This window comes from Nocardioides furvisabuli (assembly GCF_021083185.1).
Classification (GTDB): domain Bacteria; phylum Actinomycetota; class Actinomycetes; order Propionibacteriales; family Nocardioidaceae; genus Nocardioides; species Nocardioides furvisabuli.
In genome coordinates, this window is the sequence record NZ_JAIGQB010000004.1 from 206,645 (window position 1) to 218,572 (window position 11,928).

At 69.1% G+C, this 11,928-nt stretch carries 5 protein-coding genes; all 5 read right to left on the minus strand.

All coding sequences use genetic code 11. The annotated features are described in order from the left end of the window. Positions 1–3 precede the first annotated feature (3 nt). The 5 genes from K4G59_RS10185 to K4G59_RS10205 all read right to left on the minus strand — a co-directional run bounded on the left by K4G59_RS10185 (position 4) and on the right by K4G59_RS10205 (position 11,885). On the minus strand, positions 4–1,011 hold the full coding sequence (locus K4G59_RS10185) for a sugar phosphate isomerase/epimerase family protein (protein ID WP_231250856.1): 1,008 nt from the start codon (positions 1,009–1,011) through the stop codon (positions 4–6). 323 nt (positions 1,012–1,334) lie between these two features. Then, positions 1,335–8,192 (minus strand): ThuA domain-containing protein, encoded by a 6,858-nt coding sequence (locus K4G59_RS10190; RefSeq protein WP_231250857.1) that lies wholly within the window; start codon positions 8,190–8,192, stop codon positions 1,335–1,337. Between the two features lie 159 nt (positions 8,193–8,351). Continuing rightward, entirely contained in the window at positions 8,352–9,512 is a 1,161-nt protein-coding gene (xylA, locus tag K4G59_RS10195) for a xylose isomerase (RefSeq protein ID WP_231250858.1), read from the minus strand. Continuing rightward, positions 9,509–10,693, minus strand: coding sequence for a Gfo/Idh/MocA family protein (locus tag K4G59_RS10200; protein ID WP_231250859.1), 1,185 nt, complete (start codon positions 10,691–10,693; stop codon positions 9,509–9,511). The genes xylA and K4G59_RS10200 overlap by 4 nt, the downstream gene beginning before the upstream one ends. Before the next feature lie 118 nt (positions 10,694–10,811). Further along, the gene (locus K4G59_RS10205) at positions 10,812–11,885 is read right to left on the minus strand and encodes a substrate-binding domain-containing protein (RefSeq protein ID WP_231250860.1); all 1,074 of its coding nucleotides are present in this window, start codon (positions 11,883–11,885) and stop codon (positions 10,812–10,814) included. Positions 11,886–11,928 lie beyond the last annotated feature (43 nt).

Here is an 11,928-nt window from a genome sequence, read left to right on the forward strand (position 1 = left end):
CCCTCAGTCCGTGGTGGAGAACGCGGCGTCGAACGAAGCGGTCGGCGCGTCGAAGGCGAGACGACGTACGAACTCCAGCGCCTCCGGTGCCCCGACGAGCCGGTCCATGCCGGCGTCCTCCCACTCCACGGAGATGGGGCCGTCGTAGCCGATCGTGTTCAGCATCCGGAAGGACGCCTCCCAGGGCACGTCACCGTGACCGGTCGAGACGAAGTCCCAGCCGCGGCGGGGGTCGGCCCAGGCGAGGTGGGACCCCATCCGGCCGTTGCGGCCGTTGCCGACCTGCTTCTTCGCGTCCTTGCAGTCGACGTGGTAGATCCGGTCCTTGAAGTCCCAGAGGAAGCCGACCGGGTCGAGGTCCTGCCACACGAAGTGCGACGGGTCCCAGTTGAGGCCGAAGGCCTCGCGGTGGCCGATCGCCTCGAGCGCCGCGACGGTGGTCCAGTAGTCGTAGGCGATCTCCGACGGGTGCACCTCGTGGGCGAACTTCACGCCCTCGCTGTCGAAGACGTCGAGGATCGGGTTCCAGCGGTCCGCGAAGTCCTGGTAGCCGGCGTCGACCAGGTCCTGGGAGGCCGGCGGGAACATCGCGACGTACTTCCAGATGGAAGAGCCGGTGAACCCGACCACCACGTCGACGCCGAGCTTGCGGGCGGCACGGGCGGTCATCTTCATCTCCTCGGCCGCGCGCTGGCGCACGCCCTCGGCGTCGCCGTCGCCCCAGATCCTGTCGGGCAGGATCCCGCGGTGACGCTCGTCGATCGGGTCGTCGCAGACCGCCTGGCCCTTGAGGTGGTTGCTGATCGCGAACACCTGGAGGTCGTACTTCTTCAGCATCTCGAGCTTCGCGGGGACGTAGGAGTCGTCCTCGACGGCTGCCCAGGGGTCGAAGTGGTCCCCCCAGCAGGCGAGCTCGAGGCCGTCGTAGCCCCAGCCGGAGGCGAGCTTGCACATCTCCTCGAAGGGCAGGTCGGCCCACTGGCCGGTGAACAGGGTGATCGGGCGTGGCATGCGTGCTCCTCAGGTGGCGGTGGTGGTGCTTCGGCTGATGGTGCGGGTACTGCTGGGTGGCGCTGGGTGCTGCATCGTGCGGGTCGTGCGGGGGCTGCTCAGGGGCGACACTGGTGCGAACCGGTGCCGGGACGGAGCGCACTGTCCCGGCACCGGCCGCGGGGGGCGACGCCTTGCGGCGCCGCCTCCCCGCCCGGACGGAGGGCCCGTCCCCCGCCGGCTCGCAGGGCCGAACCTGCGAGCCGTCGGGTGCGCCACCTCGCGGTGCCGCGCGGTCGTGCCCTCCCTCAGCGGACGTTTCTCCTCTCTGGGCCCTGTGGCGCCTACAGCTGCTTCTTCAGCGTGCGCGACAGGTGCTTGAGAGCCCTCCTGGCCTCCTTGTCGGTGACCTTCGAGGCGAGCTTCTTGAAGCGCTTGAGCGCCTGCCGGGCCTCACGCTCCGATCCGCTCCTGTCGGCGCGCTTGGCGGCCTTCAGCTCCTGCTTGAGCTGCGCACCGCGCTTCTCACCGACCGTGCCGTCCTCGACGAGCCGGTTGATCAGCTTCTTGGCGCCGCCGGTGGTGGCCACCACACGGAAGGTGATCGTCTCCGAGACCGAGTTGCCGGCCTCGTCCGTCACGGTCACCGACAGCTCGTGCCGCCCGGTGCGCAACGACATCGCGTCGATGCGCGCCGGGGAGGACACGATCGTGCCGTTCAGACGGACGACCTGCTGGGCGACACCGGACGTGGCGTCCGCTGCGGTGACCCGTGCGTTGCGCACGGCCCCCAGGTTCAGCTTGGCCCAGTCGTTGATCCCGGCGATGGTCACCGCAGGTGCGGTGGCGTCCATCTTGATGACGGTCGTGCCGACTGCCGAGGACCTTCCGGCCTCGTCGGTCGCCCGGGCCTGGACCCGGGTGATCCCGTCGGCGGTGATCCGCAACGGCGCGGTGTACGCCGTCCACGGACCGTTGTCGATGCGGTACTCCACGCTCAGCTTCCCTTCACCGCCGGCACCCGCGAGGGTGACGCTGACCGGCGAGGTGAACCAGTTGCTGCGACCGTTGGCCGCCGCGGGAGTGGTGGTGATCGACACGGTGGGCTTCGCCGTCTCGACCGGGGGCTCCACGACGGGCTCCTTCGGGACCACGACCGTGAACTCGCCGGTCGTCTCGTTGCCCGCCGCGTCGGTGGCGGTGTAGGCCACCACGTGCTCGCCGGGCTCGGTGATCTCGAAGGGACCGTCGTACTCGGCCTCCGCGCCGCCGTCGACCGTGTAGGTCAGCGACGTCACGTCGACGTTGTCCGTCGCGTCCAGCACGACGGTGCCGGGGCCGGTCAGGTCGAGGTCGACACAACCGATGATCGCGCCCTCACGGTGCAGGGCCAGGATGCCGCCCTCGATCCGCGGCGCCCACGGGACCGTGGCCGTTGCGAAGGAGGTGCCGTCAGCCTCGGCCTCGATCCGGGCGTCGCCCGAACCAGCGACCCAACCCGGGTTGGTCGGCCACAGCTCGTTGGGCGGGGTGCCGTCGCCGGCCGGGTCGTTGCGGTAGTGACCCGCGAACCCCCCACAGGTGGTCCCGACGTGCAGGTGGGACTCGTAGTCCTGCGTGGGGTCGAGGCCCGCGAGCGTCAGCTCCACCGTGGTGGTGTAGCCGTTGCCCTCGGCCGCCGAGACCATGGTGGCCTCTCCGGTGACACCGGAGCTGGCCTGGTCGACCAGCTCACCGGCGTACGAACCCAGGACCGTGGCGTCCACCTCGGGGTCGGTCGTGTCCGCGGGCTGCGGCACGACCACCTGGACCTGCCCGGTGGAGCGGTTGCCCGCCACGTCGGTGGCGCGGTAGCGCACGACGTAGGTGCCGGGCTCGTCGAACGTCAGCGGCGTGGAGTAGGTCGTCCACGTCGTGGCGTCGCCGGTCTGGTGCTCGATGCTCGCGACACCGGAGGTGGCGTCGGTGGCGGTGAGGGTGACCGTCTTGCTGGAGTCACCGGTGACCGCGTCCGCAACGGTCGGGGTGACCGTGTCGATCTTGACCGTCAGCGACTTGATCGACTCGACGTTGCCTGCCGAGTCCGTGGACCGGTACTCGATCAGGCGGCTGCCCTCACCGGTCACGGAGACCGCGGCGGTGTAGGGCGCCCAGGCGCCTCCGGCGATGCGGTACTCGGTCGAGGCGACGCCCGACCCGCCCGTTCCGTCGGTGGCCGCCAGGGTGAACGACGGACGCGTGGTGTACCAGCCGGCAGCGTTCGCTGCCGGGATGGCCAGCGTCGTCGTCGGAGCAGTCGTGTCAGCCGGCCCGGCGGGCGGCGTGCACGTGTCGTCCTGACCCAGCGTGAAGTAGTCGAACTTCGCGATGAGGTTGTCCGCCGCACCGGCCGCGGTGGCACCCAGGGCGACGAGGCCGACCTTGGGTGCGGTGATGCCGGTGAGGTCGCGGGTTGCGTTGGCTGCGTTGACCGGGAGCCAGGTGGCCCCATCACTGCTGTAGGAGGCGGTCATGGCGTTGCCGTCGGCGCTTGAGAGCCGCAGCCACACCGTGTCGGGGAAGTCCGCGCCGAGTGCTGCACCGTTGGTCTCGGATGCGACGGCGTTGGTCTCCTTGAAGAACTGGATGATGTTGGCTGCCTTGCTGCCCGCAGCGGCAGTTGAACGACCGGAGTAGACGAGCTTGATGTAGTTGTCGTCATCTCCGTAGATGATCAGACCGCCCTGCTGGTAGCCCTTGGTGGCGTTCAGCGTGACCTTGGTGGTGACCACGAACTTCCCGGGCGGGAGGTCCTGGAGCACGACATTGGGCGTCGTGTTCGTGGTCTGGTAGAGGTCGGAGTTGGTCAGCGGGATGTTGAGCGTCCCGTCGGCCACGGTCAGCGAACCGTTGACGCGCACGCTGTCGTTCCACTGGGCGAGGTCCAACGCATTGCCGTTGAACTGCTCCACCTGGCACGGCGTGGCACACGGCACAGCCGTGTTGTCCGGCGTGATGGTGAAGTAGTCGAACTTCGCGGTGAGGTTGTCAGCCGCGCCGGCTGCCGTGCTGGCCAGCGCGAGCAGGCCGACCTTGGGTGCGGTGACGCCGGTCAGGTCACGTGCTGCGTTGGCTGCAGTGACGGGGAGCCAGGTGGCACCGTCGCTGCTGTAGGAGGCGGTGACCGAGTTGCCGTCGGTGCTCGACATCCGCAGCCACACGGTGTCGGGGAAGGACGCGCCGAGAGCGGCGGAGTTCGTCTCCGATGCGGTGGCGTTGGTCTCCTTGGTGAACTGGATGACGTTGGCGGCCTTGCTGCCCGCTGCCGCGGTCGAGCGACCGGAGTAGACGAGCTTCAGGTAGTTGTTGTCATCGCCGTAGATGACCAGACCACCCTGCTGGTAGCCCTTGTTGATGCCGGTGAGGTCCACCTTGGTCGTGACCTCGAACGCACCCGAGGGCAGGTCCTGGAGCACGATGTTCGGCGTGGTGTTGGTCGTCTGGTAGAGGTCGGTGTTGGTCAGCGGGATGTTGAGAGACCCGTTGGCCACGGTCAGGTTCTGGTTGACCCGCACGTTCCTGTTCCAGCGGGTGGTGTCGAGCTCAGTGCCCACGAAGTCGTCGGAACGACCGCTGAAGCAGATGTTCTGAGCCGCCGTGACGGTGATCTCCAGCGTCTTGGTGGTCTTCGCACCTCGGGAGTCGGTCACGGTGAGCGACACGGTGTACTTGCCCGGCGTGGCAAAGGTCTTGCTCGGGTTGGCCACGGTCGAGGTGGTGGAGTCTCCGAAGTTCCACGCGTAGGTGACGGGGGTGTCACCCTCCGGGTCGGAGACCGAGCTCGTGAAGTTCACGGGCAGCGGAGCCGAACCGGTCAGCTTGTCGGCGCTGATCGCGACGGTGGGCGGGGTGTTGTCGGTGACACCGCGGCCGGCGAACTCGACCCAGTTGACGTTGGCCCCACCGGTCGTGGCGACGAAGTACAGCGGAGCGCTGGTCGTCGTGGCGCCGGTGAACGTGGTGGACACGTTCTGCCAGGTCTGGGCACCGCCGGTGTTGGGCACCGTCAGCGTCCCGATCGTCGTTCCGGTGGGCGAGCCTTGACGGACCTCGAAGGCGGCGCCAGCCGTGGTGGACGCGGCCCGCATGGTGACCCCGGTGATGTTGGTGAGGTTCATGACGTCCCAGCGGAACCAGTCCCCGGTCTCGACGCCCGTCACGTTCTGCCCACCGTTGGTGTCGGTGGTCGTCTGCGTGGCGACGCCGGGGGTGCCGGCGGTCCCGGAGCCCGTACGACCGGTCTGGTCGAAGAACTCCGCCTCCTTCTTCTTGGTGTGCAGCACGGCTCCGTCGATGCCCGTCAACGGACCAGCCACACCGGAACCGGAGTCACGGTAGGTGGCGGTGACGGTGCCGAAGATGTTGGCGCCCGAGTGACCGGAGTCGCCCGGCAGCACGAAACTGCCGCTGCAGCCGGTGTACTGCTCGTAGCCGTGCGAGTGCTGGTCGTGGCCCAGACCGGGCTGGACGACGACACGGTTGCAGTCGATGGGGCCGTCCTCCGGGTCGGTGACGGTCACCGAGTACTTCACGGTGTCACCGAACTCGAAGAACCCCCCGTCGAGCGGAAGGGTCAGCTCGACGGTCGGAGCGGTGTTGCCCGCCACGATGTCGATGTTGGTCGAGCCGGTCTTGCCGTTGGCGGCCGTCACCGTCAGACGCGCGGTGTAGTTGCCCGCCGTCGTGTAGGTGAAGGACGCGGTCGGCGTCGTCGCGTCGACAGTGCCGTCGCTGGTGAAGTCCCACGCGTAGGTGAGTCCGGCACTGGTGCCGGTGTCACCGTCGAAGGACGTGGTGCCGTTGAAGGTGACGCTCAACGGGGTCGGACCGGAGGTGCGGTTGGTCGTCGCGCGGGCGGTCGGAGAACGCTCCCCCTCGACGTAGTCGATGCGGTAGATGCCGGAGTCGGCGTTGTTGCCGTTGAAGCCGCTGCCCCACTCGATCATGTACAGCGCACCGTCGGGGCCGAACTGCAGCGCGTGCGGACGACGCATCTGGAGGCTGGGCAGGAACCGGTTGATGTCGGTGTAGTTGGTGCCGCCCTGGTTCATCTGGACGGTGAACAGCCGGCTGTTGTTCCAGTCGGCCCAGATCGCCTTCGAGTCGAAGTACGCAGGCCACTTGCGGTCCGACACCAGGGTGGGGTCGAAGTCGTAGGTGCCCGAGGTCATCGGCGCACCGCTGGCCCCGATCTCCGGGGTCCCGGTGGTGTTCGCGTTGTTGCTCTGCCAGATCACAGCAGCCTTGGAGGGCGGCAGGTTCGTCAGGCCGGTGTTGTTCGGCGAGTCGTTGACCGGCGCCGCACAGTTGAACGCGGCACCTGCGGTGCTGCTGGCGAAGTTGTAGTCGTTGTACGGGGTGTTCGCGCCCACGCAGTAGGGCCAACCGTAGTTGCCCGGCTGGTCGAGGACGTTCCACTCCACGCGGCCGTTGGGTCCACGGGTGGCGCTGGTGGAGCCGGCGTCCGGACCGTAGTCGGCCACGAGAAGGTGGTTGTTCTGCTCGTCGAGGCCGATGCGGAACGGGTTGCGGAAGCCCATGGCATAAATCTCCGGGCGGGTCTTCTGCTGCGTGTCAGCGGCCTCGTCGAACAGGTTGCCTGCCGGGATCGTGTAGCCACCGGCGGCCGACGGCTTGATCTTCAGGACCTTGCCGTTGAGGCTGTTGGTGTTGCCCGAGGTGCGCTGGGCGTCCCAGGCGCCACGGCCCGAGCGCTCGTCGATGGGGGTGTAACCACCCGAGTCGAACGGGTTCGTGTTGTCGCCGGTGGCGAGGTAGAGGTTCCCGTCGTGGTCGAACTCCATCGACCCACCCGCGTGGCAGCACTCGTTGCGCTGCACGGGGACGTCGAGGATCGTCACGGCCGAGGCCACGTCCAGCGTGTTGCCGGTCATCTTGAACCGGGAGATCCGGTCGATGGCCGCGCTGCCCTGGGGCGAGTAGTAGAGGAACACGTGGCCGTTGGTGGCGAAGTCGGGGTCGAGGGCGATGCCCAGCAGACCGAACTCCTGTCCGGTGTAGACCGGGACGGTGCCGGCGGTGACCACGCTGCCGTTGGTGAGGATGACCTTCACCGCGCCGGCGCGGTCGATGTAGATGACCCGCCCGTCGTCGGCGATGGCGAGCTCCATCGGGTTGGTGGTGTTCTCGTCGAGCGCGACCTTGGCGAAGCTGGGCTGCAGCGTCGCCTTGCAGTCTGACGGCACGACACCTGCGGCGGTCTGGATGCCGCCGAGGATGTGGCCGAGGAACTTCGCGTCGGCGAAGGAGGCCTCGGTGTGGCCCATGCCGGTGTACCAGCTGCGGCCACCGTCGAAGTCCTGGCACCAGGCGATCGGGTGCTCGGCGCCCATGGCGCCGCTCCCTGGCGTGTAGGTGGTCTCGTCCAGCGAGGCCAGGATGTGGAGCTTGTCGCGAGCGGTGGCCGGGTTCGGCGCGCGGAAGTTGTACCACTCGTCAGTGCGCTGCCAACGAGGCTCGATGCCCTCGGTGGAGGGGTGCGCCGGGTCCTCGACCTTGACGGTCGCCGTCGGCGTGCCGGCCGGGTGGTTGTTGAAGTAGGCGCCGACCAGGCTGCCGTACCAGGGCCAGTCGTACTCGGTGTCGGAGGCCGCGTGGATGCCCGCGTAACCACCGCCAGCCTGGATGTAGCGCTCGAACGCGCCCTGCTGGGTCGTGTTCAGGACGTCACCGGTGGTGGACAGGAAGATGACCACCTCGTACTGCTCGAGGTTGGCGTCGGTGAACGCGGCGCTGTCCTCGGTGACCGTCACGGTGAAGTTGTTGGCCGCACCCAGCTGCTGGATGGCGGCGGTCGCAGTGCCGATGTTGCCGTGCCGGAAGCCGGCGGTCTTGGAGAAGACGAGCGCGTCGAACTGCTCGGCGGCGGCAGCGGCCTGCGCCGCGGACTTCTCCCGGTCGGCGGTCCACGGAACGGCGTCGCCCAGCGGACTGTCGGTCGAGGCGTCGGAGGTCTTGCCGGAGGTCTTGGAGGTCTTGGAGGTCTTGTCGGACGTGCTGGACTGTTCCGGTCGTGGCGCTGCGGCACTTGCGGTCGCGCCCAGGCCCAGGGCTGCACCCAGTGGCAGCGCCACGAGCATTGCCATGGTGGAGCCGAGCAGGGCGCGTGAGCGCCTCTGCGGCCGCGTGATGATTCGGTTCATCACGATCCCTTCGTTGGTGATGGATTGCGCTCCATCTGGTCCGGGGCGGGTCCCCGGGCGTTCGGCCCTATGTGGTGCGGTCAAGCTGTGGTGCGGTCAAGCTGTGGTGCGGTCAAGCTGTGGTGCGGTGGTGCCGGTGGCGTCCGGGTGGGACGGCGGTCAGCGGAGCCCCATCAGGTGCTCCAGGGCGAGCTGGTCGAGTGCCTCCAGCCCTACGCTGCGTGCGGCCAGCCCCTCGACGTCGTACGTCGCGGCGCGCAGGTCGTCGAGCGACTCGTCGTCGGCGAGGGTCGGGGTCCGCAGGGTCGCCACCTCGGCGGCCTCGAGGGCGGCGTGGACGGCGGGGTCGGCGCGGAACGCCTGGACCCGCTCGCGCAGCACGAGGTAGTTGCGCATGCACGACCTGGCCGAGTCCCAGACGCCGTCCATCGCCTCGGCGCGCGGCGGCTTGTAGTCGAAGTGGATGTAGCCGTCATAGGCGTTGGTCGTGCCGCCGCCGAGGAGGGCGTCGACGGTCCAGAACGCGCCGCGCAGGTTGCCCGCGCCGAACCTGAGGTCCTGGTCGAAACGGGGACCGTGCTGTCCGTTGAGGTCGACGTGGAAGAGCTTGTCGTGCCACAGGGCCTGGCTGATCCCGTGCGCGAAGTTCAGGCCGGCCATCTCCTCGTGCCCGACCTCGGGGTTGAGCCCGACCATCCGCGGCTCGTCGAGCTCGGAGATCAGCGCCAGCGCGTGGCCGATGGTCGGCAGCAGGATGTCACCGCGGGGCTCGTTGGGCTTGGGCTCGAGGGCGAAGCGGATGTCGTAGCCCCGGTCCTTGACGTAGGCGCAGAGCAGGTTGAGCGACTCGGCGTAGCGGTCGAGTGCCGCCTGGACGTCCTTCGCGGCCCCGTGCTCGGCACCCTCGCGCCCTCCCCACAGGACGAACGTCTTCGCCCCCAGGGAGGCGGCGAGGTCCACGTTGCGCAGCACCTTGGCCAGCGCGTGGCGGCGTACCTCACGGTTGTTGGCCGTCAGCGCCCCCTCCTTGAAGACAGGGTGTCCGAAGAGGTTGGTGGTGACCATCTCCACGGCTAGGCCGGTGTCGGACAGGGCCTTCTCGAAGCGCTCCAGGGTGGCGCCGCGCTTTGCCTCGTCGGGCAGCAGGTCGTCGTCGTGGAAGGTGACCGCCGACGCCCCGAGCTCGGCGAGCTCGTAGGTCGCCTCGACCGGGTCGAGCAGGTCGCGGGAGGCCGGCCCGAAGACGTCGACCCCCTGCCAGCCCACGGTCCACAGGCCGAAGGAGAACTTGTCCTCCGGGGACGGGGTGTAGTCGTTCATGGCTGGATCTCCTGCCAGGAGTCGGTGTCGGAGCTGGTCTCGACCGCAGCGAGCACACGCTGCACCCGCAGGCCGTCGGCGAAGGACGGGGTCGGGGCGTTGCCCGCGGCGATGTCGTTCACCAGGTCGACGACCTGGTGGGTGAAGCCGTGCTCGTAGCCGATGATGTGGCCGGGGGGCCACCACGCAGCGACGTAGGGGTGCTGGTCCTCGGTGACCAGGATGCGGCGGAAGCCGGCGGTGCGGGCGTCCTCGCTGCCGTCGAAGAAGTGCAGGAGGTTCATGTCCTCGAAGTCGAAGGCCAGGCTCCCGGCGGAGCCGTTGACCTCGATCCGGATCGCGTTCTTGCGTCCGTTGGCGAAGCGGGTCGCCTCGAAGACGCCCATCGCTCCCCCGCCGAACTCGGCGAGGAAGGTCGCGGCGTCGTCGACGGTGACCTGACCCGTGCCGGATCCGGCGGTGCCGGACAGGCCCGAGTGCTCGCTGGGCAGCGGACGCTCGCCGACGAAGGTGTGCAGCCGGCCGCTGACGCGCCGGATGCTGTCGCCGGTGATGAACTGGGCGAGGTCGATGATGTGGGCGCCGATGTCGCCGAGGGCGCCGGAGCCGGCCTTGTCCTTCTCCAGGCGCCATGACATGGGGGCCTGCGGGTCGACGATCCAGTCCTGCAGGTACTGGGCGCGCACGTGGTGGATCGTGCCGATCCGGCCGTCGGAGACGAGCTGACGGGCCAGGGCGATCGCCGGGACCCGACGGTAGGTGAACCCGACCATCGACCGTACGCCGTGGGCTGCGGCCTTCTCGGCGGCCTCCGCCATCGCCTCGGCCTCCTCCACCGAGTTGGCCAGCGGCTTCTCGCACAGCACGTGCTTGCCGGCCTGGAGGGCGGCGATGGCGATCTCCGCGTGGGTGTCTCCGGGGGTGCAGACGTCGATCACGTCGATGTCGTCGCGTGCGACGAGCGCCTGCCACGAGGTCTCGGTCGAGTCCCAGCCGAGACGCTCGGCCGCATCGGCGACCCGTGAGGCGTCACGTCCGGCGAGCGCCCTCATCCGGGGATGCAGGGGCAGGTCGAAGAACCGGGGGGCGTTGCGCCAGGCCTGGGAGTGCGCCGCGCCCATGAAGGCGTAGCCCACCATGCCGACCGCGAGGTCGCCGGCGGTGCCGGGTGTGCTGGTCATCGGAGCTCCTCGTGTGAGTTCGGGGTGCCCGGGGCAGGGGGGCCCGAGCGGATGGGGTGGTGGAGGGATGCCAGGAGTGGTGCCGCGGCGGCTCCCGTCGGGAGCCGCCGCGGGTCTGTCAGGACTCGAAGGCCGAGCCCAGGTAGTCGGCGACGTTGTCAGCGGTCACGACGGGTGCGTAGAGCTGCACCATGCGCGGGACCTCGACCTCGACGAGGTCGGCGACGCCCTTCTGCTGCACGAGCAGGCGGGCCAGCTTCACGCCGTCGGCGCCCTGCGTGGACGGGTAGATGACGGTGGCCTTCAGCACGCCGTTGTCGCCCTGGATGTCGCGCATGGCGTTGGCCGATCCGGCGCCGCCGATCATCACGAACTCGTCGCGGCCGGCGTTCTCGATCGCGGCCAGGACGCCGATGCCCTGGTCGTCGTCGTGGTTCCACAGGTAGTCGATCTGCGACTCGGACTGGAGCAGCTGGGAGGCGACCTCCTCGCCGCTCTCGACGGTGAACTCGGCGGCCTGGCGGGCGTCAACGTCGAGGCCGCACTCGGACAGCGCGTCCTCGAAGCCCTGGCTGCGGTCCTGGGTCAGGGGCAGCGCGTCGATGCCGGCGATCTCGGCGACGACGACGTCCTCGTCGCCTGCAGCCTGCTCGCAGATGTACGAGCCGGCCGAGACGCCCATGCCGTAGTTGTCACCGAGGACGGTGACGCGAGCGGCGTTGGGGTCGTCGAACTCGCGGTCCACGTTGATGACCGGGATGCCGGCCTCCATCGCCTCGAGGGCGATCGGCGTCATCGCAGCACCGTCGAAGGGCAGCAGCACGATGGCGTCCACCCCGTCGTTGATGAAGGTCTCCACCTGGCTGATCTGGAGGTTGACGTCGTTGGTGCCCTCGGCGATCTGCAGGTCGAGGTCGGGGTACTGCTCGGCGAGGTCGCGGACGTTGTTGGTGATGGCGGCCATCCAGCCGTGGTCGGCGGCCGGTGCGGAGAAGCCGATGGTGACCGTGTCGCCCTCCTCGTCGTTGCTGCCCTGGGCAGCGGCTGCGGGGGCGGAGCCACCCTCCTCGTCGTCGGCAGCGTCCTCGGCGCTGCCGGTGCAGGCGCTGAGGGCCAGGACGGCGACCGCGCCGACCACGAGGCCGGGGAAGCGGCGGCTCTGCTGCCTTGGGGTGGTGGTGGGCAGTCGCATGGGGTGTGCTCCTTGTGTCTGGTTGGTTGCTGTCGTGCGTTCG

What these genes read in the sequence shown, in the direction of transcription:
- K4G59_RS10200 (WP_231250859.1), bottom strand. Translation starts at nt 10,693, where the DNA reads ATGACCAGCACACCCGGCACCGCCGGCGACCTCGCGGTCGGCATGGTG.
- K4G59_RS10205 (WP_231250860.1), bottom strand. Translation starts at nt 11,885, where the DNA reads ATGCGACTGCCCACCACCACCCCAAGGCAGCAGAGCCGCCGCTTCCCC.
- xylA (WP_231250858.1), bottom strand. Translation starts at nt 9,512, where the DNA reads ATGAACGACTACACCCCGTCCCCGGAGGACAAGTTCTCCTTCGGCCTG.
- K4G59_RS10190 (WP_231250857.1), bottom strand. Translation starts at nt 8,192, where the DNA reads ATGAACCGAATCATCACGCGGCCGCAGAGGCGCTCACGCGCCCTGCTC.
- K4G59_RS10185 (WP_231250856.1), bottom strand. Translation starts at nt 1,011, where the DNA reads ATGCCACGCCCGATCACCCTGTTCACCGGCCAGTGGGCCGACCTGCCC.